The 21,662-nt window shown below is 44.0% G+C and carries 34 protein-coding genes; 2 read left to right on the forward strand and 32 right to left on the reverse strand.

What is annotated here, in order from left to right:
- Nucleotides 1–386: 386 nt before the first annotated feature.
- The gene (locus ACQKMP_RS29495) at nt 387–617 is read right to left on the reverse strand and encodes a hypothetical protein (protein WP_036680631.1); all 231 of its coding nucleotides are present in this window, start codon (nt 615–617) and stop codon (nt 387–389) included.
- A 252-nt stretch (nt 618–869) separates the two neighbouring features.
- Nucleotides 870–1,481 carry a stage II sporulation protein M gene (locus ACQKMP_RS29500; RefSeq protein ID WP_042192138.1) on the reverse strand — a complete coding sequence of 204 codons (612 nt, stop codon included), beginning with the start codon at nt 1,479–1,481 and terminating at the stop codon, nt 870–872.
- Between the two features lie 108 nt (nt 1,482–1,589).
- On the opposite strand from ACQKMP_RS29500, the gene pdaB reads away from it, so the two are divergent.
- Entirely contained in the window at nt 1,590–2,393 is an 804-nt protein-coding gene (pdaB, locus tag ACQKMP_RS29505) for a polysaccharide deacetylase family sporulation protein PdaB (protein ID WP_042192142.1), read from the forward strand.
- A gap of 50 nt (nt 2,394–2,443) precedes the next feature.
- Here pdaB and ACQKMP_RS29510 read toward each other — a convergent pair whose 3' ends face one another.
- Both ACQKMP_RS29510 and ACQKMP_RS29515 read right to left on the reverse strand, forming a co-directional pair.
- Nucleotides 2,444–3,265 carry a PPK2 family polyphosphate kinase gene (locus ACQKMP_RS29510; protein WP_042192144.1) on the reverse strand — a complete coding sequence of 274 codons (822 nt, stop codon included), beginning with the start codon at nt 3,263–3,265 and terminating at the stop codon, nt 2,444–2,446.
- A gap of 279 nt (nt 3,266–3,544) precedes the next feature.
- Nucleotides 3,545–4,135 (reverse strand): KinB-signaling pathway activation protein, encoded by a 591-nt coding sequence (locus tag ACQKMP_RS29515; RefSeq protein ID WP_042132517.1) that lies wholly within the window; start codon nt 4,133–4,135, stop codon nt 3,545–3,547.
- Nucleotides 4,136–4,264: 129 nt separating this feature from the next.
- On the opposite strand from ACQKMP_RS29515, the gene gerD reads away from it, so the two are divergent.
- Nucleotides 4,265–4,936 carry a spore germination lipoprotein GerD gene (gene gerD / locus ACQKMP_RS29520; protein ID WP_427472431.1) on the forward strand — a complete coding sequence of 224 codons (672 nt, stop codon included), beginning with the start codon at nt 4,265–4,267 and terminating at the stop codon, nt 4,934–4,936.
- A 57-nt stretch (nt 4,937–4,993) separates the two neighbouring features.
- On the opposite strand, the gene ACQKMP_RS29525 is transcribed toward gerD, so the two are convergent.
- The 28 genes from ACQKMP_RS29525 to rpsQ all read right to left on the reverse strand — a co-directional run bounded on the left by ACQKMP_RS29525 (nt 4,994) and on the right by rpsQ (nt 21,628).
- Entirely contained in the window at nt 4,994–6,094 is a 1,101-nt protein-coding gene (locus ACQKMP_RS29525) for an Mrp/NBP35 family ATP-binding protein (RefSeq protein WP_427472433.1), read from the reverse strand.
- 90 nt (nt 6,095–6,184) lie between these two features.
- A complete protein-coding gene (gene cwlD, locus ACQKMP_RS29530; protein ID WP_427472435.1) occupies nt 6,185–6,925 on the reverse strand; it encodes an N-acetylmuramoyl-L-alanine amidase CwlD in 741 nt (246 codons plus the stop codon).
- A 78-nt stretch (nt 6,926–7,003) separates the two neighbouring features.
- A complete protein-coding gene (sat, locus tag ACQKMP_RS29535) occupies nt 7,004–8,173 on the reverse strand; it encodes a sulfate adenylyltransferase (protein ID WP_427472437.1) in 1,170 nt (389 codons plus the stop codon).
- A gap of 37 nt (nt 8,174–8,210) precedes the next feature.
- Nucleotides 8,211–8,903 carry a phosphoadenylyl-sulfate reductase gene (locus tag ACQKMP_RS29540; RefSeq protein WP_341051518.1) on the reverse strand — a complete coding sequence of 231 codons (693 nt, stop codon included), beginning with the start codon at nt 8,901–8,903 and terminating at the stop codon, nt 8,211–8,213.
- A gap of 235 nt (nt 8,904–9,138) precedes the next feature.
- Nucleotides 9,139–9,531, reverse strand: a complete 393-nt coding sequence (gene rpsI, locus ACQKMP_RS29545) for a 30S ribosomal protein S9 (protein WP_025706574.1) — start codon at nt 9,529–9,531, stop codon at nt 9,139–9,141.
- Between the two features lie 20 nt (nt 9,532–9,551).
- On the reverse strand, nt 9,552–9,989 hold the full coding sequence (gene rplM, locus ACQKMP_RS29550) for a 50S ribosomal protein L13 (RefSeq protein ID WP_036680589.1): 438 nt from the start codon (nt 9,987–9,989) through the stop codon (nt 9,552–9,554).
- 217 nt (nt 9,990–10,206) lie between these two features.
- The gene (gene truA / locus ACQKMP_RS29555; protein ID WP_341146517.1) at nt 10,207–11,001 is read right to left on the reverse strand and encodes a tRNA pseudouridine(38-40) synthase TruA; all 795 of its coding nucleotides are present in this window, start codon (nt 10,999–11,001) and stop codon (nt 10,207–10,209) included.
- A 300-nt stretch (nt 11,002–11,301) separates the two neighbouring features.
- Nucleotides 11,302–11,667: a 50S ribosomal protein L17 gene (gene rplQ / locus ACQKMP_RS29560; RefSeq protein WP_019908254.1), complete on the reverse strand. Its 366-nt coding sequence runs from the start codon at nt 11,665–11,667 to the stop codon at nt 11,302–11,304.
- 33 nt (nt 11,668–11,700) lie between these two features.
- Nucleotides 11,701–12,645, reverse strand: a complete 945-nt coding sequence (locus ACQKMP_RS29565) for a DNA-directed RNA polymerase subunit alpha (RefSeq protein ID WP_036680585.1) — start codon at nt 12,643–12,645, stop codon at nt 11,701–11,703.
- Between the two features lie 130 nt (nt 12,646–12,775).
- A complete protein-coding gene (rpsK, locus tag ACQKMP_RS29570) occupies nt 12,776–13,171 on the reverse strand; it encodes a 30S ribosomal protein S11 (RefSeq protein ID WP_019908251.1) in 396 nt (131 codons plus the stop codon).
- Nucleotides 13,172–13,190: 19 nt separating this feature from the next.
- Entirely contained in the window at nt 13,191–13,559 is a 369-nt protein-coding gene (gene rpsM, locus ACQKMP_RS29575) for a 30S ribosomal protein S13 (protein WP_036680583.1), read from the reverse strand.
- A 19-nt stretch (nt 13,560–13,578) separates the two neighbouring features.
- Entirely contained in the window at nt 13,579–13,692 is a 114-nt protein-coding gene (gene rpmJ, locus ACQKMP_RS29580; RefSeq protein WP_003322638.1) for a 50S ribosomal protein L36, read from the reverse strand.
- Nucleotides 13,693–13,745: 53 nt separating this feature from the next.
- On the reverse strand, nt 13,746–13,961 hold the full coding sequence (gene infA, locus ACQKMP_RS29585; RefSeq protein ID WP_036652996.1) for a translation initiation factor IF-1: 216 nt from the start codon (nt 13,959–13,961) through the stop codon (nt 13,746–13,748).
- Nucleotides 13,962–13,963: 2 nt separating this feature from the next.
- Nucleotides 13,964–14,272 carry a KOW domain-containing RNA-binding protein gene (locus tag ACQKMP_RS29590; RefSeq protein WP_076300964.1) on the reverse strand — a complete coding sequence of 103 codons (309 nt, stop codon included), beginning with the start codon at nt 14,270–14,272 and terminating at the stop codon, nt 13,964–13,966.
- Between the two features lie 11 nt (nt 14,273–14,283).
- A complete protein-coding gene (map, locus tag ACQKMP_RS29595; RefSeq protein ID WP_427472442.1) occupies nt 14,284–15,036 on the reverse strand; it encodes a type I methionyl aminopeptidase in 753 nt (250 codons plus the stop codon).
- Nucleotides 15,037–15,040: 4 nt separating this feature from the next.
- Nucleotides 15,041–15,685, reverse strand: coding sequence for an adenylate kinase (locus ACQKMP_RS29600; RefSeq protein WP_042131217.1), 645 nt, complete (start codon nt 15,683–15,685; stop codon nt 15,041–15,043).
- A gap of 96 nt (nt 15,686–15,781) precedes the next feature.
- The gene (gene secY / locus ACQKMP_RS29605; protein ID WP_042131218.1) at nt 15,782–17,080 is read right to left on the reverse strand and encodes a preprotein translocase subunit SecY; all 1,299 of its coding nucleotides are present in this window, start codon (nt 17,078–17,080) and stop codon (nt 15,782–15,784) included.
- Complete coding sequence (rplO, locus tag ACQKMP_RS29610; protein WP_036680569.1) at nt 17,080–17,520, reverse strand: 50S ribosomal protein L15; 441 nt, start codon at nt 17,518–17,520, stop codon at nt 17,080–17,082. The genes secY and rplO overlap by 1 nt, the downstream gene beginning before the upstream one ends.
- A 40-nt stretch (nt 17,521–17,560) precedes the next feature.
- Entirely contained in the window at nt 17,561–17,746 is a 186-nt protein-coding gene (gene rpmD / locus ACQKMP_RS29615) for a 50S ribosomal protein L30 (protein ID WP_036680567.1), read from the reverse strand.
- A 14-nt stretch (nt 17,747–17,760) separates the two neighbouring features.
- Nucleotides 17,761–18,258: a 30S ribosomal protein S5 gene (gene rpsE, locus ACQKMP_RS29620; RefSeq protein ID WP_036652980.1), complete on the reverse strand. Its 498-nt coding sequence runs from the start codon at nt 18,256–18,258 to the stop codon at nt 17,761–17,763.
- A gap of 27 nt (nt 18,259–18,285) precedes the next feature.
- On the reverse strand, nt 18,286–18,654 hold the full coding sequence (rplR, locus tag ACQKMP_RS29625) for a 50S ribosomal protein L18 (protein ID WP_042131220.1): 369 nt from the start codon (nt 18,652–18,654) through the stop codon (nt 18,286–18,288).
- 84 nt (nt 18,655–18,738) lie between these two features.
- Nucleotides 18,739–19,281, reverse strand: coding sequence for a 50S ribosomal protein L6 (rplF, locus tag ACQKMP_RS29630; RefSeq protein WP_042192166.1), 543 nt, complete (start codon nt 19,279–19,281; stop codon nt 18,739–18,741).
- Between the two features lie 30 nt (nt 19,282–19,311).
- The gene (rpsH, locus tag ACQKMP_RS29635; protein WP_036680560.1) at nt 19,312–19,710 is read right to left on the reverse strand and encodes a 30S ribosomal protein S8; all 399 of its coding nucleotides are present in this window, start codon (nt 19,708–19,710) and stop codon (nt 19,312–19,314) included.
- 32 nt (nt 19,711–19,742) lie between these two features.
- Nucleotides 19,743–19,928, reverse strand: a complete 186-nt coding sequence (locus tag ACQKMP_RS29640) for a type Z 30S ribosomal protein S14 (RefSeq protein ID WP_013312154.1) — start codon at nt 19,926–19,928, stop codon at nt 19,743–19,745.
- Nucleotides 19,929–19,977: 49 nt separating this feature from the next.
- Nucleotides 19,978–20,520 carry a 50S ribosomal protein L5 gene (gene rplE, locus ACQKMP_RS29645; protein ID WP_042131222.1) on the reverse strand — a complete coding sequence of 181 codons (543 nt, stop codon included), beginning with the start codon at nt 20,518–20,520 and terminating at the stop codon, nt 19,978–19,980.
- Between the two features lie 31 nt (nt 20,521–20,551).
- Nucleotides 20,552–20,905 carry a 50S ribosomal protein L24 gene (gene rplX, locus ACQKMP_RS29650; RefSeq protein ID WP_076286851.1) on the reverse strand — a complete coding sequence of 118 codons (354 nt, stop codon included), beginning with the start codon at nt 20,903–20,905 and terminating at the stop codon, nt 20,552–20,554.
- Nucleotides 20,906–20,954: 49 nt separating this feature from the next.
- Nucleotides 20,955–21,323, reverse strand: a complete 369-nt coding sequence (gene rplN, locus ACQKMP_RS29655) for a 50S ribosomal protein L14 (RefSeq protein ID WP_036680556.1) — start codon at nt 21,321–21,323, stop codon at nt 20,955–20,957.
- Between the two features lie 38 nt (nt 21,324–21,361).
- On the reverse strand, nt 21,362–21,628 hold the full coding sequence (gene rpsQ, locus ACQKMP_RS29660; protein WP_042131223.1) for a 30S ribosomal protein S17: 267 nt from the start codon (nt 21,626–21,628) through the stop codon (nt 21,362–21,364).
- Nucleotides 21,629–21,662 lie beyond the last annotated feature (34 nt).

Here is a 21,662-nt window from a genome sequence, read left to right on the forward strand (position 1 = left end):
CCTGAGCCAGGATCAAACTCTCCAATTAGTATTGAAAAGAGCGATATGCTCATTTTGAAACATCTGACGAGAAAATTAATTCTCTAATTTTGGATATCACTTTCGTGATTTCCCACTCACTCGTTGTTCAGTTTTCAAAGATCAATGTCTCTCATTTCGTCGTCGTTGTTTGTCAGCGGCGACCTTTATAATATATCACAGTGTTTCGTTGTTTGGCAAGTCTTTTTTTTGAAAAAGTTTTTTTCAACTTTTCTTGCCTTCCGCTTCCCTTTTACACAAGCAAAAGGAGCGCGAGATATAATTTATCACGAGCACTCCTTTTTAGTCAAGCTATTTTATTAAAAAATCTTAAATTCATATAAGACTCTTGCATTTACCGCTTATCCTTAGTGTTTATACTGAGAAGAACGTCCACCCCACGCATACTTGGAAAGCTCTTTCTGAGGAGCAAAACGAGCATACATACGAAATACAGTCTTATATCTATTGGCGATGGCATGCCTGATATTTTGGTCCAAGCGCTGATCGCTCAAATCTAACAGCATCTCATCAAGTTCTTTCCGCAAAACATAATCCAGTTCCTTGCATTCTTTTTCGTTGAACAACATTCCCAACATATGCTTGGCCTCCTTCATGAAGTTGCAAGTAACACATTCACTAAAACCAAAAACCCCTTGTACATAATTAGTTAGTCCATCTCATGGAGAAAGCTGCCTTAAGATCCTCTTACACTAGATTAACCGGAGTACTCTTTTTATAACCATAATTATTAAAAATTCCCTTTATGGTTTCGTCACGATTATATACTTCTGACCTTTAGGCAATCCTTGGATGAATAGCTTTAATGTTATGCTCCATTCTCGGAAGTTTTATGATAAAAGAGAAAAAGTTATTGTGCTTTCAATGATGGCTGCAACAAATAACAGGATTATTGTCCAAATAGATGCCGTAAGTGTTTGACGCATGAACGAAGACCACTCAACACCTCTGTTCACTTTTTTAGTGGATGAGCTAAACAGACTTGCAACTACTTTCCCGCCGAACTGAAGTCCAAATGCACAAGCAATAATGATTGCTGGAATCTCTATAATCCCATGTGGCAGCAGTCCTTTTACTATTAGTTCGAATAAATCCTGTCCTTGCAGTGCTGATAAATGAATCAGATAGCCGATAACCGCTCCGTTAATAAATAAGAATATGGCTGGCAGTATACCGAACAACGCTCCTAAAAATATGATAAGAACACCCTTGATGCTGTTATTCAAAAATATAAATACAAAGAAGCTCCATTGCGGATTAGAAGAATCTCTAAGGTTGCCACTGATTTCACTGAGCCCCTCTAATTGCTGAACCAATAGCTTTTCCAGACTGCTAGTAGCTACCCACCCTATAACCGCTCCTACTGCGAAGAGCAGACAGGATAGCAATAAAGCCTTCCGGATCGTTTTTAGATCTTTAATAAACGTGAAGAACGACAACATAAATACCCTCCTGAAATTGTGATCTCTGTTTCTTAGGTCATAACCTTGCGGTACGAGCATACATTTAGAACAAACAAGCATTTCGCATGGGAGAGGAGCGCTGTCATTATGAATTCTTTTTATGTATTCAGCGGCAAAAAGATTAAACGATTCATCTATATCTTCGCCGCTGTGCTTCTTGCTGCTGGAGTTGTCTATGTCGAGAGGGGAAACATAACCGTTTTTTCTGAATCCGGACCTTCCGCGATCTACAGTGTACCAACAGAGAAGAAGCTGATTGCCCTGACCTTCGATATTAGCTGGGGGGAGAAAAGACCCGAACCAATTTTGAAGGTACTTGAAGACAAGAAAGTGGACAAAGCCACCTTCTTCCTATCGTCTCCATGGAGTAAGACTCACCCAGACATTGTAACTAACATTAAGAATGCAGGTTTTGAAATTGGAAGTCATGGTCATAAACATGTCAATTACAGCACACTAAGCAACGAAGAAATTCGTACACAGATCTCAACGGCTCACACCGTACTTACCGAATTAACCGGCACTGAACCCAATTTGATTCGTATGCCTAATGGTGATTTTGACAAAAGAGTCCTTCAGGTTGCCAGCGATCTCGGCTACAAGGTCATTCAATGGGATACAGACTCCCTGGACTGGAAGAACATCGGCGTAGACAATATCGTGAAGCGTGTAACGACAAAAGCGCATCCAGGTGATATCGTCCTTCTACATGCCAGTGATTCCTGTAAACAAACACATGAAGCACTTCCACTCATTATCGACGAGCTCCGCAGACAAGGTTATGAATTCGTTACCGTCTCTGAGCTGATTAGTCAAAGCAACACCGAAGGTAAAGAAGTCCGCGACTCAGCTTCACTGAGTAATGCCATTGAGGACGCAGCTGGGCTGTAAAAACACATTCAATCTCTGGTGCCGTAATGGATGTTGATCTGTCCAAAGGATTAATGACGTGGAGAAATGAGTTCCGATATGTCAGGTGTGGGGGTATTCAGCTTCGGATAGCTCAGATCCAGACTCTCCAGTGTCTTTACAACGATGGATAAGGTCAAATAGTTGCGGTACCATTGATGATTGGCGGGTATCCAGTACCAGGGTGCTTTATCTATGCTAGATTCCTTGAAAACATCTTCATATGCTTCTTGGTAATCATCCCAATACTCCCGCTCCTGGAGATCACTTGCATCGAATTTCCAATGTTTTTTGGGATCTTCAAGCCGTTCCTTAATCTTCTTCAGCTGCTTCTCTTTAGAAATATGCAGAAAAAGCTTGATAATTGTCGTCCCCTCTTCCACCAGCATTTCCTCGAACTGCCGTATGTAACGAAAGCGACGCTTCAAGTCATCCTTTTTTAACCCTCCGTGTACCCGTGGTACCAATACATCTTCATAATGCGAGCGGTTAAATGCAGAGATATATCCCTTAGGGGGTGTCTTCTGATGAACCCTCCATAGAAAATCATGAGCCTCTTCCTCTAGAGATGGTTTCTTGAAGCTGGTCACTATAAACCCTTGTGGATTAATGCCTGAAAAAATATGCTTAACCGTGCCATCCTTACCGCTGGAATCCATTCCTTGCAGAATAACAAGCAGCGAATGCTTTTTCTGAGCAAACAAAATATCTTGGAGCTCTGCCAAACGTGCTTTAAGCTCTTCTGTTTTGGCTTCTACTTCTTTTTTGGATTTAAAAACACCTGTGTCGTCCGGATCCAGCTTGTTAAGCCGGATTTCTTTTGTGTCTTTTATCATATAGCGCTTGATGTCCATATATTCCCCTCCTAAAAGTTTTGTGAGCGTTACTACACTTGTGTTACTTCGTACAAAACTCACTTCGGAAGCATCTACTAAGTTTTGTAAAGCATATGCATCATAGGAACGCTTCGTACAAAACTCACTTCGAAAGCATACGCTTAGTTTTGTGAGCGTATCGTTCTTTAAGATTAACCTCTACAATCAGATTTTAATCGTTAAGATACAGTTAGAGCAAAAAACCCCGTCTTCTGAGATCAGAGCACGGGGTTCTTTGTTTAGTGCCTTCCCCATTCATTATCCGGCTGCCGGCTTCAGAATACGGTGTAGCATCAAAATTTGGAATGCATTACAAGCGATAAGCGGAACAACAATAAATACCGTTGCACTATCAACACCTATACGGAGCACGCCAATAACTTCCACAATTGAAATAGCTGTCATAAAAAAGAGGGTTGGAATCAAAGCTGAGATGTTTGTACTTTTTACTTTGAAATAAGACACAATAATAGCTGCTAGCAAAATAACGATTCCTAATATTAGATCAGACATAACATTTCTTTCTCCACCAACGACGGTACGCAAAAAAATCAGTTCAAGCAATGCGAGCACAGAAAGCACTAGTTGTATGTATTTCCAAACCTTTTGTGGAAAAACGCCGTTGCCCATATAATTCAAAATCAAATAGGCAAAAAAACCAAGTTGCGAATAAACGCTTACAAGCATACCGTAGCCAAGCAGAATCAGCGGGTATAAAAAGAAATCCCCGACACTTTTGAAATCAATCTTACCATTTACGAATTGCAGTGCCAGACCAGCGATTACAGCCCCACCCGCTCCTATAAGGAGGGTAGTCCAAAATAAATGAAACCATTTTTTTATACTCAGCCAATTCACCTCCTCTTGTCAGATTTATTTTACCAAGGATACCGACAAAACACCATTACACCCACAACATAAATGTGATCTAATTCGGCATAATACATCTAGAGAATCCTATAAAGGAGGGCAGCGCCAATGAAATGGAGATTTATCGAATCTGTGGGTTTGGCATTGAGCTTTGTTATGGCCTTAACGGCTTGCGGAAGTGAGCAGAGCAGTTCTTCTTCCGGACAAGGCAGTTATAAAGAAACGAAGACCATGGTTTTAGATATATTGAAAAGCGATGAGGGTAAAAAAGCGGTTGAGGAATCATTATCAAGCTCCAGCTCTAGCGGTACCAGTGGAATGAGCATGAAGATGATGCCACTTCAAACAACAGAGGAGATCAAGCTCGCTGTTAAAAATACTCTCACTGCACCGGAATATCAGAAGGAAATCGAGAAGATAATGACTGATCCCAAATTCGCGGGCGATTTTGCTAAAGCCATTCAATCACAAAGCAAGGAACTACACCTACAGCTAATTAAGGATCCCACTTATCAGAAATCAGTCGAAGAAATTATGAAGTCTCCAGAAATGATGACAATGTTTTTAAATCTCACTAAAACACCTGATTACCGTAAACAATCCATGAAGACCATGCAGGAATCCATGCAAACTCCATTATTTCGCATGGAAGTATTGAATTTACTTAAAAAAGTCGTACAAGAAGAACTTGAACCAAAAGAGAAAAAAGAAAAGGGTAGCGAAGGTGGCGACAAACAGGAAAGCAGTGGCGGCGGCAGCGGCGATGATTCAAGTTCTTAAAAAAAAGGCCTTATCCCACTAATACGTGTGGGAAGGCCTCTTTTTTATGCACAAGAGTTAGTGCTCATATTTGGCAATAAGTTTATCAGCAATTTCTGCAAATAATTGTCCTGATGGTGTCTCTTCTTTGTATACAGAAGGTGAGAAATCCGGTTCGGAAATATGGTTGTCCGGTGCACCTAGCGGTATTTGTGCAAGCAGCTCCGTATGAAGCGTCTCGGCAAGCCTCGCTCCTCCTCCTCTGCCAAAGATATAATCTTTCTTACCACAGTCAGTGCACTCATAATAAGCCATATTCTCAATGACTCCAATAATCTCATGATCTGTCTGTAGAGCCATAGAGCCCGCTCTAGCCGCCACAAACGCTGCGGTAGCGTGAGGTGTCGTAACTATAATCTCTTTGCTGTGAGGCAGCATCTGATGCACGTCAAGTGCCACATCACCAGTACCTGGGGGAAGATCAAGCAGCATATAATCAAGTTCACCCCAACCAACATCATTGAAGAACTGGCGAAGCATTTTACCCAGCATAGGTCCCCGCCAAATAACTGGACTATTCTCACGAATAAAGAAGCCCATAGACATGACCTTCACTCCAAAACGTTCCACAGGAATAATCGTTCCTTCTTCTACAACTGGTCCCTCTTCGATCCCCATCATATCGGGAATACTGAAACCATAAATATCAGCATCGATAAGACCAACTTTTTTCCCTTTTCTTGCAAGGGCTACGGCCAAATTCACCGTTACGGTTGACTTACCAACTCCACCTTTGCCGCTGGCCACGGCGATAAAGTTCACGCCAGAGCTCTCGCTAATTAATTCATGGTCATCAAGGCCAGCTGCATGTCCTTTAAGTTTCCCAGGTTCATCGAAATCCTCTAAGCTCTCTCCGCGAAGTAAAGCACGTTCATAATCGGTTGCATCACGAAGCCGGATATGTACATTAGAAACCCCACCCGCTTCAAGCAATTCACGAACCTGTTGTTCTAGATCCATGCGACTTTGCTCTTCAGGATTCAGACATATGATAGATAAAGAAATACGGTCTTCTTTAATCATAATGTCACGGATCAGCTGTAGTTCCACAAGGCTTTTTCCAGTTTCAGAGTCTGTTAATGGCTGCAGTATTTCCTGAATTTGTTCCTTAGTCAGCATGGGAAGCACCTCTGTTTCCTTTCCGGTTGAGAAATTCTCCGGAGTTTTTGTCTATTATAGCATTACCTGTCTCCCCATGAGTAGTCCTGACTACTCGGAGGCATACCGAAGAATCCCCCGATAAATGCTAGTCGCAACCTTACGCTGATAGACATCATTTCCAAGTAGAGAAGATTCCTGAGGATGTGATAAGAAGCCAACTTCTACAAGTACCGCTGGTATTTTCAATGCTTTTAACAGATAAACAGTATTCACTGTCTTAGCCACACGATCCGTATTCTCCAGCGTAGTCTTCAGCTCACTCTGCACAAACTCCGCTATAGCTTTATTATCCTTGTGATTGGGGTAGTAAAAGGTCTGTGCTCCACTCCAACGATTGGAAGGGACACTGTTCATGTGAACGCTTATAAAAAGGTCTGCGCCTTTTTCTTCGATACTTCTTACTCTTTGTTTAAGATCTTCTGTCTTACGCTTAGAATAGCCCTTAGTACCTTCCTGAGCCAAATCATAATCACCTTCACGAGTCATTACTACAATAGCACCTGCCTGCTGCAGATAATCACGCAAATAAAGCGATACCGCGAGATTAATATCTTTCTCAATTAGCCCTTCCCGGCTAACCGCTCCTCCATCAGCTCCACCATGCCCCGCATCGAGAGCAATAACTTTTCCTGACAAGGGCAGACTCCAATAATTTAGTGTTTTAGCGGTAGGCATGTCATACGCGATAATTCCAATCATTATAGCTAGCAGCATCACGCCAAGCATACTTTTTTTGATACTGCTCCATGAAATCCAGACCGAGACTTTACTCTGCTTTCGGCCAGACATAACAAAGACCCCCTCGTCCCGATAGATAATACTCATCTATATGGGACAAGAAGGTCAAATAGTACTAGCTGTTAATGATTAAGCTGTAACTTCTTGAGTCATACCTTCAATCAGAATCTGCGCAACCTCAGGCCGTGTAAATTCTGGCGGAGGACATTGGCCATCACGGAGCAAAGCACGTACCTTCGTACCCGACAATGTCATGTGATCATCACTAGGATGAGGGCAAGTTTTACTGGATGCCATATTACCGCATTTTTTACAGAAGAAGCTATGTTCAAAAAATAATGGAGTAATGTCAAGTTCTTCAGCACTAAAATTCGAGAAAATTTCCTGTGCTTCATAAGTGCCATAATAATCACCTACCCCAGCATGGTCACGACCGACGATGAAATGGGTACAGCCGTAATTTTTGCGAACCATTGCATGGAAAATTGCTTCTCTAGGGCCTGCATAACGCATTGCCGCCGGAAAAACACCAAGGAAGGTACGATCCTCAGGATAATAGTTCTCCAAAAGCGCCAGATAGCTCTTCATCCGTACATTTGCCGGTACATCATCTGACTTCGTCTCACCCACAAGCGGATTTAGGAATAGAGCGTCTACAACCTCCATAGCGCACTTTTGAATGTACTCGTGAGCTCGATGGACCGGATTGCGTGTTTGGAAGCCTACAACCGTTCTCCAGCCCTTTTCAGCAAATATCTTCCGCGTATCCGCAGGATCAAAATAAAATTCACCGAACTTCTCTGGCTGTGGGCGGTTCAAGACTGTAATGGGTCCTCCAACATAAGTTGCAGGGCGAGCCAACAGCTTGCTCACACCTGGATGTTCAGGGTCTGTTGTTTTGAAGACATTTTGTGCTTCAATCGTTTGATCAACAGTATATATACTCTCAATATCCAATAATCCGTAAATCTCTCCGTCCTCTTCACCGATTAGAGAAACTTTATCCCCAATTGATAAACCGGCAGCCACATCATCTTCTACAGCCAGTGTTATTGGAATACTCCATACTGTGCCATCTGCTAATCGCATGTTTTTTACTACTGAATGATAGTCTTGCTCATTTAAAAAGCCTGTCAGTGGCGAAAATGCTCCTACAGCTATAAGATCCAAATCGGATAAAGTCCAGGTATTTAAGGCAATTACCTTACTATCACGCGCGAGATTTAGCAATTCTTCTCTTTCAGTACCCTCTACTACACGGTTAACCAAAGTTCCGCCATGCGGACGTATTGAAGTCATCTTAGTCTCTCCTTCTATGTTCCCACAGGGATATGTCTTACTTGTGCAATCCGCACTCTGTCTTCTCTGATCCAGACCAACGACCAGCACGCGGATCTTCACCTGGCATAACCTGACGTGTACATTGCTCACAGCCAATACTTGGATAGTTACGGTCATGTAGAGGGTTATAGATTACGTCATTTTCACGAATATAGTTCCATACATCTTCTGACGTCCAATCCGCAATAGGATTAAACTTCACTAAACCAAATTTATAATCATACTCGACCTTTTTAGAATTTGCACGGGTAGGCGCTTGATCGCGACGAATTCCAGTAATCCATGCCTCATATTGAGATAATATACGAGTCAATGGTTCAACTTTACGAATACCACAGCATTGATTTGGGTCAACCGTCCATAGCGCATCACCGTATTGAAGTGCTTGCTCCTGCGTGGTGAGTTGCGGAGACACTCGTACAAACTCTAATCCGTATTTGTCTGCCATCAAATCTCTGGTTTCGTAGGTTTCCTTAAAATGATAATCTGTATCGAGATAAAAGACATCAGTAGATGGACTAACTTTGTGAAGCATATCAACAAGCACTACATCTTCGGCACCAAAGCTGCAGGCAAAAGTAATGTTAGGAAATGTTTCTACAGCCCAGCGGATAATATCCTCGGGTGAAGCACTCTCTAATTCTTCGGCCTTTATTCTGATCAAATCTTCTTTCTCGAGCAGGTTCATTAAGGTATTCCTCCATCCAAAATATTAATCGTATGAATAAATGAGGTAAAAGAAGTAATAAAACCAACTATTTCTATATGAAATAGTATATAACTTTTACTGAGGAAGTCAATGAGTTTCAACCCTCAGAATTAGTAAATGAATGCAAAAAAAGCCCATTTCTTGTTCGAAAGGGGCTGCTGAAAAAAATAAAACCCTCGACCATAAAGGCCAAGGGTTGAATTCTTGATAAATATTAACGTTTCGAGAACTGAGGCGCACGACGTGCAGCCTTCAAGCCGTATTTCTTACGTTCCTTCATACGTGGGTCACGAGTCAGGAAGCCGGCTTTCTTAAGCGCACCGCGATATTCAGGGTCAACTTTAAGCAATGCACGGGAGATACCGTGACGAATTGCTCCAGCTTGACCGGAAATGCCGCCACCATGTGCAAGAACGATTACATCGTAGTTGCCTAGTGTTTCAGTCAGGTTCAAAGGTTGTTTTACGATCATTTTCAGTGTTTCCACACCGAAATATTCGTCCATCTCACGTTTGTTAATGACAATGCGTCCTTCACCCGGTACAAGGCGAACACGTGCTACCGAATGTTTACGACGACCTGTCCCATAGTATTGTACTTGTGCCATGAAACTGTCCTCCTCTATTCTTATCCGCGAAGTTCGTAAACTTCAGGTTTTTGTGCTGCATGTGGATGCTCGGCGCCTGCATATACTTTCAATCTCAGCTTCATGTGGTCCCCTTGACGAGTCTTAGGAATCATACCATGAACAGCGAATTCAATTACGCGTTCTGGTTTAGTATTCAGCAAAGTTTCAGCATTAGTAACTTTCAAGCCACCTGGGTGCATCGAGTGACGGTAGTATTTCTTGTTTTGCAATTTCTTACCGGTCAAGTGAATCTTCTCAGCGTTGATTACGATAACGAAATCTCCTGTATCAACGTGTGGAGTGAATTGCGGTTTGTGTTTGCCACGGATCAAAGCAGCGGCTTCGCTGGCCAAACGACCGAGTGTCTTGCCTTCGGCATCAATAATGTGCCAATTGCGTTCAACTTCGTTCGGCTTCGCCATATAGGTGGTACGCATGAATGTTTCCTCCTTGTTCTCGTACGAAAATCTTCTGTTTCGTATATCTTGTTTCTCATTGAATTACAATTATGTGAGTTAAGCAAAGCATTTTTTTGGCATTTCCTTGATCGGGGCTGTGGGATAGCCATCAAGAAAACACAACTTTTATATTACAGTATAAACATAACAAGTGCAAGTGATTTTTAAACATTCAGCCTATTATTCAGGAAGAAATTTATAGAAAAAAAGATTCACTTTCAGTCTCGTCATATTCTACACTCCACAAAGCCAACCCCTTGGCCATAGCTGTTGGACCAGCAGCAGAACGATCACATGCCGCCAATATCTCAGCAACATGATCAGCATCTATTTTACCTTCCCCCACATGGATCAAAGTCCCCATAATAATGCGAACCATATGCTGAAGAAATCCACTACCCGTTATATAAGTTTGGATCACTCCCTGATCTAATGAAGAGGGTCGGCACATGCTGCGGTCTACTTCCATATGAGCTTCAAAGATCGTTCGTACATGAGAGGCCTTAGTAGACTTCCGTGAAGCAAACGAAGTGAAGTCATGTGTCCCTAAAATATGCGTTAAGCCTTGCTGCATCGCAGGAATGTCCAACCTCACCGGATGATGAAGCTGCCAGCGCCGTTGAAACGGGTCTGGAAACCTGTTGCCGTTAATCGTGTATCGGTAAGTTTTACGCTTAGCTCCTCTACGAGAGTGAAACGTCAGCGGTACTTCCCTAGCCTCAGTAACCACGATATCTTGTGGCAGCCGGGCATTAAGCGCCAGACACCAACGTTCAAGTGGGATTCGAGAGGAGGTCGTAAAGTTAAAAGGCTGACCGTAGGCGTGTACTCCGGCATCTGTGCGACCAGAAGCAGTAATCTTAAGCTCCTCACCTGTCAGATGGAGTATCGCTTGCTCCAGCCGATCTTGAATCGTATTGCCCTGAGGCTGGGTCTGAAAGCCATCATAATTTGTTCCGTCATAATTGACCTTCATCAATAGATTACGCATTCCGTTCTCCTTTTTAAACCGTTCAGCAGAAACGTCGATCGAAGCACTGTCTGATCTTATTCAAGAGGAAGAAATGGTTTTGCCGTCCCTAGAAGGACGGCATCCATTAACACTTCACTCCATTTTTTCAAAAAAAAGAGCCCCTGCGGGAGCTCCTTCAATTGAACCAAGGTGATTCCCACGGTTATTAGTACAGCAGAGTCTTGCGCCTCTGCAGCACAATAACGCTGATATTTCCCCCATCTTTACTCCAAAGAGGGCCGGATGAAAGGGAAGCATCGGAAATCAATACTTGTGATACTACGCGCGGTCTACCAATTCAAGATAAACCATAGGCGCAGCGTCCCCACGACGAGGTCCGAGTTTCAGGATACGAGTGTATCCACCTGGACGCTCTGTGTAACGAGGAGCGATGTCAGAGAACAATTTTTGAATTGCATCTTGTTCACCATCAACAGTCTCGCGGCGAACAAATGCAGCTACTTGACGACGAGCATGAAGATCGCCTTTTTTAGCTTTAGTGATCAACTTTTCAGCGATAGAACGAACTTCTTTCGCTTTAGCTTCCGTTGTTTGGATGCGCTCGTATAAAAATAGATCCGTTACCATGTCGCGAAATAACGCTTTACGCGCACTGGAATCACGGCCCAATTTTTGGTATGCCATGTGTTTTCCCTCCTTTACTGTAACAATCTGTAGTTATTCTTCTGTACGTAGTCCCAAACCAAGTTCCTCAAGCTTCTCCTGAACTTCTTCCAAAGATTTACGACCAAGGTTACGCACCTTCATCATATCTTCTTCAGTCTTCGTGGTAAGCTCTTGTACGGTATTAATACCAGCACGTTTGAGGCAGTTGTAGGAGCGGACAGAAAGATCAAGCTCTTCGATTGTCATCTCTAGCACTTTTTCTTTTTTGTCTTCTTCTTTTTCAACCATAATTTCGGCGTCTTTCGCTTCGTCCGTAAGACCTACGAACAATACGAGGTGCTCGTTCAAAATTTTGGCTCCGAGGCTTACAGCCTCTTCCGGTCTAATACTGCCATCTGTCCAAATTTCAAGCGTCAATTTGTCGTAGTTGGTCACTTGACCAACACGTGTATTGTCTATGCCGTAGTTAACGCGTGAAATAGGAGTGTAGATGGAGTCAACCGGGATAACGCCAATTGGCTGATCGTCGCGTTTGTTCCGGTCCGCTTGGACGTAGCCGCGACCACGGCCTGCAAAAATACGCATGTGAAGTCTCGCACCAGGTCCCAGCGTTGCAATGTGAAGATCCGGGTTGAGGATCTCAACATCGCTGTCCGCACGGATATCACCTGCGGTAACGATGCCTTCCCCTTCGGCATCAATCTCAAACACTTTTTCCTCGTCTGAATGAATCTTCAGGGACAAGGCTTTAAGGTTCAGAATGATCTCCGTCACATCTTCCATTACGCCTGGAACGGTCGAGAACTCATGCAGAACGCCGTCAATTTGGACCGAAGTCACTGCGGCTCCTGGAAGCGAAGAAAGCAATATCCGGCGAAGTGAATTCCCCAGAGTCGTGCCATACCCACGTTCCAACGGTTCAACTACGAATTTCCCATAGGTACCTTCATCATTAGCTTCTACGGTCTCAATCTTCGGCTTTTCGATTTCTATCACGAGTTTACCCCTCCTTCAACGTCGCTCCTATATGAAACTGTCACCCCATCAGGTGCATCATGTAGTATGCCTAAACACCTATTATTAGCAGATGCGTCAGAATTATACCACATTTACAATACTGATTTCACTATACGCGACGACGTTTCGGCGGACGGCATCCATTGTGAGGAACCGGAGTTACGTCTTTAATAAGGTTAACTTCAAGCCCTGCAGCTTGAAGGGAACGGATGGCTGCTTCGCGGCCCGCGCCCGGTCCTTTAACCATAACCTCAACCGACTTCATGCCGTGCTCCATAGCTGCTTTAGCTGCTGATTCAGCTGCCATTTGCGCTGCGAATGGAGTCGACTTACGGGAACCTTTAAATCCTTGGCCGCCGGAGCTTGCCCAGGAAATTGCATTTCCGTGAGGATCTGTGATGGTAACGATGGTGTTATTGAACGTGGAACGAATATGTGCCACGCCGGATTCGATATTTTTACGGTCGCGACGTTTGGTACGTACGACTTTTTTCGGTTTAGCCATTGTCTCTTATCCCCCCTTATTATTTCTTCTTGTTTGCTACCGTACGACGCGGGCCTTTCCGGGTACGGGCATTGGTTTTAGTACGTTGACCGCGAACAGGCAATCCACGACGGTGACGAACACCGCGGTAACAGCCGATCTCAGTAAGACGTTTAATATTCAAGGAAATTTCACGACGCAGGTCACCTTCAACCTTAACCGTTTTGTCGATCGTTTCACGCAGTTTGCTGACTTCATCTTCCGTCAAATCACGGACACGTGTATTAGCGCTAATGCCTGTTTCATTAAGAATTTTCTGAGAAGTCGTTTTACCGATTCCGAAAATATAAGTCAAGGCGATCTCAACGCGTTTGTCACGTGGCAAATCCACTCCAGCTATACGAGCCATTTTACGCTACACCCCCTTCTTAACCTTGTTTTTGTTTGTGTTTCGGATTTTCGCAAATCACCATAACAGTCCCTTTGCGGCGGATTACTTTACATTTCTCGCAAATGGGCTTTACAGAAGGTCTTACCTTCATGTTAATTACCTCCTCAAAGTTTTGCGAAGCAAAACTTTTTTCGTAGTTCCCATCTATTTACGGTAAGTTATACGACCTTTTGATAAATCATAAGGCGATAACTGCACGACCACTTTGTCTCCGGTCAAAATACGGATAAAGTGCATCCGCAATTTACCGGATACATGGGCAAGTATTTGATGACCGTTCTCAAGCTCAACCTTAAACGTTGCATTTGGCAACGGTTCAAGGACAGTACCTTCTACTTCAATGACATCTTCCTTAGCCACAGTTAGTCTCCTTTCTCATAAGCACTTATTCCGGTTGGGCCAGCATACTTCGTCACTGCGAAACGCAGCTTTCCGTTTGTTACCCGCCCAGTTTCTTCCAAACTGTTCACAACCTCACTGCTGATGAAGGGTATGAGCTCAAGATGAAGAATATTCTTCTTCTTTGGCCCATCAAACTTACGTTTGTCTCCATCTGCAATGTATACAAATCTGCTATCAACAACTGCGATAACAACGGCTGCCTCTCCGGCATCTTTGCCTTTGAGAATTCTCACTAATTGACCAACCTGCGGGCTGCTCACAGTATTCAAGTGGAGATCACCTACGCATTCAGTTTTGTGAAAATTTCCATGCCGTCCGGAGTAACTGCTACTGTATGCTCAAAGTGAGCACATAGGGAGCCATCCACCGTAACGACAGTCCAGTTATCTTCCAGCGTTCTGACATGTCTCTTTCCTACGTTTACCATCGGCTCAATCGCGAGTACCATACCCGGTTTCAGACGTGGTCCGCGGTCCGCTATGCCATAATTCGGAATTTGCGGTTCTTCATGCAGTTTTGCCCCAATACCATGACCAACATACTCACGTACGACTGAGAAACCAGCCTCTTCGATGTATTGCTGGATAGCATGGGAGATTGTAAACAAGCGCACATCCGGCTTAACTAACGCCAGTCCCGCGTACAAGGAGCCTTCCGTAACGTCCAGCAAACGCTGAGCCTCTTCGGAAATGCTGCCCACACCGTAGGTCCAGGCGGAATCACCGTGATAACCGCGGTACTCTGCACCGATATCCAGCGTTACAATATCGCCTTCGATCAGTTTGCGTTTACCTGGAAATCCATGCACTAATTGTTCGTTGACTGAAGCGCAAATGCTGGCAGGAAAACCGTTGTAGCCTTTGAAAGACGGCACAGCACCTTGACTGCGAATGTATTGATCGGCGATTCTGTCGAGATCGGCCGTTGTAATGCCAGGCTCAATGGCCTCAGCAATAAGACGGTGACTCTCGGCAACAATTCGACCAGCTTCCCTCATAAAGGCAAGTTCCTGTTCGGATTTACAAATGATCATTACATTAACCCCGCAATAAAGATACGATTTCAGAAGAAACGACATTGATTTCGTTTTCCCCATTTACCTGACGCAAAAGACCTTTATTATCATAAAACGCAAGCAGCGGCGCTGTCTTATTATCATACTCATCCAGACGCTTGCCTACACTTTCTTCGTTGTCATCCGGACGTTGATACAATTCACCGCCATCAATGTCGCAAATGCCATCTTGCTTCGGCGGGTTGAAGATTAAATGGTAGGATGCTCCGCAAACTGTGCAGATACGACGTCCAGTAAGACGCGCCATCAACAGTCCACGGTCAACATTCAAGTTGATGACATGATCCAAAGAAGTATTCAAACGGCTTAGAATTTCATCCAGCGCTTCCGCTTGCGAAAGAGTTCTTGGAAAACCATCCAATAGAAATCCTTTTTCGCAATCGGACTGCTGCAGCCGTTCTTCAACTATACCAATGGTCACATCATCTGGTACAAGCAAACCTTGATCAATAAATGATTTAGCCTTCAATCCTACTGGAGTCTCTTGTTTGATTGCCAAACGGAAAGCATCTCCTGTCGAAATATGCGGAATGCCAAACTCTTTTATGATCTCAGCCGCTTGTGTTCCCTTGCCTGCCCCAGGAGGGCCCATGAATAAAATGTTCACGATTTCTCTCTCCCCCCAAAAGTTCGCCACCAAGCAAGAAACAGCACAATAGGTGCCGGGAAGAATAAAAAATTACGCTTCACCGGAACCTATCGCCTATTTATTGATGAAGCCTTTGTAATGGCGTTTGATCAATTGGCTCTCGATCTGCTTCATAGTATCCAATGCCACACCGATTACGATTAGCAGTGAAGTACCACCAATTCGAACTTCTTTAGGCAATCCAGATAAAGCACCGAAGAACATCGGCAATACAGAGATCAAAGCCAGGAACAATGCGCCGGACATAGTCAGACGAGACATTACTCTAGTCAAATATTTCTCAGTAGCTTTACCAGGACGGATACCTGGAATGTAACCACCATTCTTCTTCATGTTATCAGCCATCTGCTGAGGATTCATCTGCACGAACGTATAGAAGAACGTGAACCCGATGATCATCACTACATACAGAAGCATACCAAGTGGTGCATCAGTTGCCAAATACTTGGCAATCCATTGAGCCCAGGCATGTGTTGACCAGAAACTGGAGAGAACAACTGGGAACTGAAGCAGTGATACGGCGAAGATAACCGGAATTACACCAGCCGCATTAATTTTCAGCGGAATGTGCGTATTCTGTCCACCGTACATTTTGTTGCCGACTACGCGTTTAGCGTATTGAACAGGAATCTTCCGAATACCTTGCTGTACGAAGATAACTGCTGTAATAATCGCTACAATCACAATCAGCACAATAACGACTTTAAGAATATTCAGGAACACTTGATCCGGCTGAATAAAGCTTGAGTTAGCCGTACTCGTGATATATCCCGGGATGGCGGCGACGATTCCCGCAAAAATCAGGATCGAAATCCCGTTCCCGATTCCCTTTTCGGTAATCTGTTCACCAAGCCACATCAGGAAAGAAGTACCAGCCGTCAAGATAATGGCAACCAGTAAGTAGTCAGCAAATGTCGCATTCGGCATCATTTGAGTTCCATAAATCCGGTTAAACCCTATCGACGTAGCAAAACCTTGGATCAGGGCCAAAATCACAGTACCATAACGAGTGATTTGCGCTAGTTGTTTTTTACCGTGCTCCCCTTGTTTAGCCCATTCAGCAAACTTAGGAACAACATCCATCGACAGCAATTGCACGATGATGGATGCTGTAATGTACGGATAAATACTTATCGCAAATATCGAGAAGTTTTTGAGCGCTCCGCCCGAGAAGGTGTTCAAAAGTCCCATCAAAGCGTCACCGCTTTGATTTGCTGTTTCCAGTACATCTTTGTTCACACCAGGAACCGGTACAAACGAACCGATACGGTAGATAATCAGAATGAACAAGGTAAACAGGATCTTTTTGCGCAAATCTTCCACATGCCAGATATTCTTAAGCGTCTTGAACATTAGATCACCTCGGTTTTACCGCCGGCAGCCTCGATTTTCTCTACCGCAGATTGAGAGAACTTATTTGCTTGTACAGTCAATTTAACGGTTAACTCACCATTGCCGAGAATCTTAATGCCGCTTTTGGAATTCTTGACAACACCAGTTTCAAGCAACAACTGCGGAGTCACTTCTGTTCCTTCTGCAAAGCTATTCAGATCTTCAAGGTTCACAATCGCATACTCTTTACGGGTAGGATTGACGAAACCACGTTTAGGCAGACGACGATAGAGCGGATTTTGTCCACCCTCGAAGCCCGGACGAACACCACCGCCAGAACGTGAGTTTTGACCTTTGTGACCGCGACCGGAAGTTTTACCATTTCCGCTACTTGGTCCACGACCAACGCGATTGCGTTCTTTGCGGGAACCAGGAGCTGGAGCAAGTTCATGTAACTTCATCGTTTGCACCTCCTTATGTTTGTTAATTTATACGAGGCGATTAGCCTTCAATTTCAGTTACAGATAGCAAGTGACTCACTTTGTTGATCATTCCGCGAATTGCAGGACTGTCATTGTGAACCACTGTCGTGTTGAGTTTACGTAGGCCGAGCGTCTTAACAGTAACACGTTGTGTTTCTGGACGTCCGATTACACTACGTACGAGGGTAATTTGCAATTTTGCCATTGACGTTCCCCTCCTTAACCGCGCAATTCTTCGACAGATTTGCCGCGAAGTTTCGCGACCTCTTCAATGCGTTTCAGACGGGAAAGTCCCTCCAAAGTTGCATTGACCATGTTCATGGAATTCGAAGAACCCAGTGATTTTGTCAAAATGTCGCCAACGCCTGCCAATTCCAGTACCGCACGAACTGGACCGCCAGCGATAACGCCAGTACCCTCTGATGCTGGTTTCAGCAACACGCGTCCTGCGCCGAAGTGGCCAGTAACGAGATGGGGAATCGAAGTTCCTACGATTGGAATGTGAATCAGGTTTTTCTTGGCGTCTTCAATGCCTTTACGGATGGCATCCGGAACTTCGCCGGCTTTACCGATACCAGCACCGACGTAGCCATTGCCATCGCCCACAACAACGAGTGCACTAAAGCTGAAACGGCGTCCGCCTTTTACAACTTTTGCTACACGGTTAATGTGTACAACTCTTTCTGTCAGTTCTAAACTGTTCGGATCTACACGCAAGTCGTTAACCTCCTTTTAAGAATTATTCTAGAATTCAAGACCAGCTTCACGAGCTGCGTCAGCCAATGCTTGAATTCGTCCATGGTACAAGTAACCTCCGCGGTCGAATACGACCACTGCATAGCCTTTTTCTTTAGCACGCTCAGCGACCAATTGGCCAACTTTCGCTGCAGCTTCAACGCTGCCGCCATTACCGATGTTAGCGCTCAGTTCTTTATCAAGTGTAGAAGCGGATACGATAGTAACCCCTTTAACATCATCGATCAGTTGAGCGTAGATGTGTTTTGAAGAACGGAATACGTTCAAACGTGGACGCTCAGTAGTTCCCTGGATCTTCTTACGAACACGCAGGTGTCTTTTGAGACGAGCCTTGTTTTTATCTTCTTTTGTAATCATGACTTCCCTTTCACTCCCTTCAGTTTGCCGTAAACAGCTTCACTTTAAGATGCACGGGGTATCTTACAATTAAGTTCAAACTGGTTATTTCTTCTTACCAGCTTTACCTTCTTTGCGGATGATACGCTCGCCTTCATATTTGATACCTTTACCTTTATACGGTTCTGGCTCACGAACGGAACGAATTTTAGCAGCATATGCGCCAACGCGTTCTTTATCGATACCTTTAACGATGATCTTCGTGTTCGCAGGAACTTCAAACTCAATACCTGCTTCCGGTGTAATTTCAACCGGGTGGGAGTAACCAACGTTCAGAACGACTTTATCTCCGGATTTGCTTGCACGATATCCGACCCCAACCAATTCCAGAGATTTCGAGAAACCTTCAGTCACGCCTGCTACCATGTTGTTGACAACGGAGCGGGTTGTGCCGTGAAGTGAACGATGCAATTTGTTATCCGACGGACGAACAACGGTAATTTCGTTATTTTCAACTGTAACCTTCATGTCTTTATGAAGCTCACGAGTCAAAGAACCTTTTGGACCTTTTACTGTAATAACGGCGTTGTCCAAAGTGACATCTACACCGCTAGGTACTGCGATTGGTTTACGACCAATACGAGACATGTGTTGCACCTCCTTATCTTGTGACGTTTATTACCAAATGTAGCAGACAACTTCTCCGCCAGATTTTGATTGACGAGCTTCTTTGTCGGTCATAACTCCCTTAGATGTGGAGATAATCGCGATTCCTAGACCACCGAGTACACGAGGCACTTCATTGCTCTTCGTGTATACGCGAAGGCCTGGTTTACTGATTCTTTTCAAACCAGAAATAACACGCTCTTGGTTAGGGCCGTATTTCAAGAAGATACGGATAATCCCTTGTTTGCTATCTTCAACGAATTCCGCATCGCGGATGAAACCTTCACGCTTCAAAATGTCAGCGATTTGTTTCTTCATAGTAGAAGCAGGCATTTCTACCGTTTCGTGACGCACAATGTTAGCGTTACGAATACGAGTAAGCATATCTGCAATAGGATCAGACATAGTCATGTGTGTAAACCTCCTTCCCGTTTATAAACTTCTTACCAACTTGCTTTTTTCACGCCAGGGATCTGGCCTTTATAAGCTAATTCACGGAAACAAATTCTGCAAATTTTGAACTTTTGCAGTACCGAATGTGGACGACCACAACGTTCGCAACGTGTATATGCACGTACTTTAAACTTAGGCGTACGTTGTTGTTTAACTTTCATCGAAGTTTTTGCCACTTAGCCTGACACCTCCTAAACATTTTCGGAGAAAATGGATTAACCGACTTTATTTTGCGAAAGGCATTCCCAGCTGACCCAGCAGCTCGCGGGATTCCTCGTCCGTCTTAGCAGTCGTTACAATAACGATGTCCATACCGCGGACTTTATCCACTTTGTCATATTCGATCTCGGGGAAGATCAATTGTTCTTTAAGACCAAGTGTGTAGTTACCACGGCCGTCAAAGGCTTTAGTGGAAACACCACGGAAGTCACGTACGCGTGGAAGCGTTACGTTGAACAATTTGTCCAAGAAGTAATACATACGCTCGCCGCGCAGTGTTACTTTAACCCCAATCGGCATATTTTCGCGTAGTTTGAAACCAGCGATGGATTTTTTAGCTTTAGTGATTACTGGTTTTTGACCAGCGATCAACTGCATGTCATTAACTGCAGCATCAAGTACTTTGGAGTTTTGAACAGCGTCACCCACACCCATGTTGATGACAACCTTCTCGATCTTAGGCACTTGCATAACAGTTGTATAGTTAAACTTCTGCATCAAAGCAGGTGTTATTTCGTTGAGATAACGTTCTTTCATTCTTGCTGCCATGAAGATTTAACCTCCTTTCTTAAGGGCTAGATTAGTCGATAATCTCTCCGGATCTTTTAGCAATCCGAACTTTTTTACCGTTGTCCAATACTTTGTAACCGATACGTGTTACTTTGCCGGACTTCGGATCGATGTGCATTACGTTGGACACATGAATCGAAGCTTCCTGCTCAATAATTCCACCCTGTGGATTCAGCTGGTTCGGCTTTTGGTGTTTTTTCACCATATTGACGCCTTCTACCAGAACGCGGTTTTCACGAGGATAAGCAGCGATGACACGGCCTTTTTTGCCTTTGTCTTTACCACTAATCACAAGCACCACATCATCTTTCTTCACGTGCAGTTTATTGTTATGGGATTCCAGAACTTTTTTCACTCTAGGCATTTATTACACCTCCTATAACTAACCTTCAACTTATTGTTGCTCGTGTTTATTAGATTACTTCCGGTGCCAAGGAAACGATCTTCATGTAGTCTTTATCGCGAAGTTCGCGAGCAACTGGTCCAAAGATACGTGTTCCACGAGGGCTTCTGTCGTCTTTAACAACAACAGCTGCATTTTCGTCGAATGCGATGTAAGATCCATCTTTACGACGAACGGAACGTTTCGTACGAACAACTACCGCTCTAACAACATCACCTTTTTTGACAACGCCGCCTGGTGTTGCTTGTTTAACGGAACAAACGATCAAATCACCGATTGCTGCTGTACGGCGTCCAGTACCACCCAGTACGCGGATACACATCAGTTCCTTCGCACCAGAGTTGTCAGCCACATGCAAGCGTGTAAATGGTTGAATCATTATAATTTCCTCCTTCCGGAAAAACTCTTTTGATTATCTTAGATGATAACCGCTTTTTCAACCACTTCAACTAGTCTCCAACGTTTGTCCTTGGACAACGGACGAGTTTCCATGACTTTTACGGTATCGCCAATTTTCGCAACGTTTTCCTCATCATGTGCTTTGAATTTCTTCGTAGACTTGATGCGTTTGTGGTACAAGTTATGCTTCTTATAGGTTTCAACAGCGACTACGATGGTTTTATCCATTTTATCACTGACCACTTTACCGATTAGCACTTTACGTGCATTACGTTCTTCGCTCATTAGTTAGCCTCCTTCCTGAATACGGATCTGAGAT

Origin of the sequence: Paenibacillus sp. NPDC101420, assembly GCF_050277435.1 — a bacterium.
Classification (GTDB): Bacteria; Bacillota; Bacilli; order Paenibacillales; family Paenibacillaceae; genus Paenibacillus_AQ.

Coding starts and splice junctions, on each gene's coding strand:
- ACQKMP_RS29495 (WP_036680631.1), bottom strand. CDS start 617: ATGTTGGGAATGTTGTTCAACGAAAAAGAATGCAAGGAACTGGATTAT.
- ACQKMP_RS29500 (WP_042192138.1), bottom strand. CDS start 1,481: ATGTTGTCGTTCTTCACGTTTATTAAAGATCTAAAAACGATCCGGAAG.
- pdaB (WP_042192142.1), top strand. CDS start 1,590: ATGAATTCTTTTTATGTATTCAGCGGCAAAAAGATTAAACGATTCATC.
- ACQKMP_RS29510 (WP_042192144.1), bottom strand. CDS start 3,265: ATGGACATCAAGCGCTATATGATAAAAGACACAAAAGAAATCCGGCTT.
- gerD (WP_427472431.1), top strand. CDS start 4,265: ATGAAATGGAGATTTATCGAATCTGTGGGTTTGGCATTGAGCTTTGTT.
- ACQKMP_RS29525 (WP_427472433.1), bottom strand. CDS start 6,094: ATGCTGACTAAGGAACAAATTCAGGAAATACTGCAGCCATTAACAGAC.
- cwlD (WP_427472435.1), bottom strand. CDS start 6,925: ATGTCTGGCCGAAAGCAGAGTAAAGTCTCGGTCTGGATTTCATGGAGC.
- sat (WP_427472437.1), bottom strand. CDS start 8,173: ATGACTTCAATACGTCCGCATGGCGGAACTTTGGTTAACCGTGTAGTA.
- ACQKMP_RS29540 (WP_341051518.1), bottom strand. CDS start 8,903: ATGAACCTGCTCGAGAAAGAAGATTTGATCAGAATAAAGGCCGAAGAA.
- rpsI (WP_025706574.1), bottom strand. CDS start 9,531: ATGGCACAAGTACAATACTATGGGACAGGTCGTCGTAAACATTCGGTA.
- rplM (WP_036680589.1), bottom strand. CDS start 9,989: ATGCGTACCACCTATATGGCGAAGCCGAACGAAGTTGAACGCAATTGG.
- truA (WP_341146517.1), bottom strand. CDS start 11,001: ATGCGTAATCTATTGATGAAGGTCAATTATGACGGAACAAATTATGAT.
- rplQ (WP_019908254.1), bottom strand. CDS start 11,667: ATGGCATACCAAAAATTGGGCCGTGATTCCAGTGCGCGTAAAGCGTTA.
- rpsK (WP_019908251.1), bottom strand. CDS start 13,171: ATGGCTAAACCGAAAAAAGTCGTACGTACCAAACGTCGCGACCGTAAA.
- rpsM (WP_036680583.1), bottom strand. CDS start 13,559: ATGGCTCGTATAGCTGGAGTGGATTTGCCACGTGACAAACGCGTTGAG.
- rpmJ (WP_003322638.1), bottom strand. CDS start 13,692: ATGAAGGTAAGACCTTCTGTAAAGCCCATTTGCGAGAAATGTAAAGTA.
- map (WP_427472442.1), bottom strand. CDS start 15,036: ATGATCATTTGTAAATCCGAACAGGAACTTGCCTTTATGAGGGAAGCT.
- secY (WP_042131218.1), bottom strand. CDS start 17,080: ATGTTCAAGACGCTTAAGAATATCTGGCATGTGGAAGATTTGCGCAAA.
- rplO (WP_036680569.1), bottom strand. CDS start 17,520: ATGAAGTTACATGAACTTGCTCCAGCTCCTGGTTCCCGCAAAGAACGC.
- rpmD (WP_036680567.1), bottom strand. CDS start 17,746: ATGGCAAAATTGCAAATTACCCTCGTACGTAGTGTAATCGGACGTCCA.
- rplR (WP_042131220.1), bottom strand. CDS start 18,654: ATGATTACAAAAGAAGATAAAAACAAGGCTCGTCTCAAAAGACACCTG.
- rplF (WP_042192166.1), bottom strand. CDS start 19,281: ATGTCTCGTATTGGTCGTAAACCAATCGCAGTACCTAGCGGTGTAGAT.
- rpsH (WP_036680560.1), bottom strand. CDS start 19,710: ATGACTATGTCTGATCCTATTGCAGATATGCTTACTCGTATTCGTAAC.
- rplE (WP_042131222.1), bottom strand. CDS start 20,520: ATGGCAGCAAGAATGAAAGAACGTTATCTCAACGAAATAACACCTGCT.
- rplX (WP_076286851.1), bottom strand. CDS start 20,905: ATGCCTAGAGTGAAAAAAGTTCTGGAATCCCATAACAATAAACTGCAC.
- rplN (WP_036680556.1), bottom strand. CDS start 21,323: ATGATTCAACCATTTACACGCTTGCATGTGGCTGACAACTCTGGTGCG.
- rpsQ (WP_042131223.1), bottom strand. CDS start 21,628: ATGAGCGAAGAACGTAATGCACGTAAAGTGCTAATCGGTAAAGTGGTC.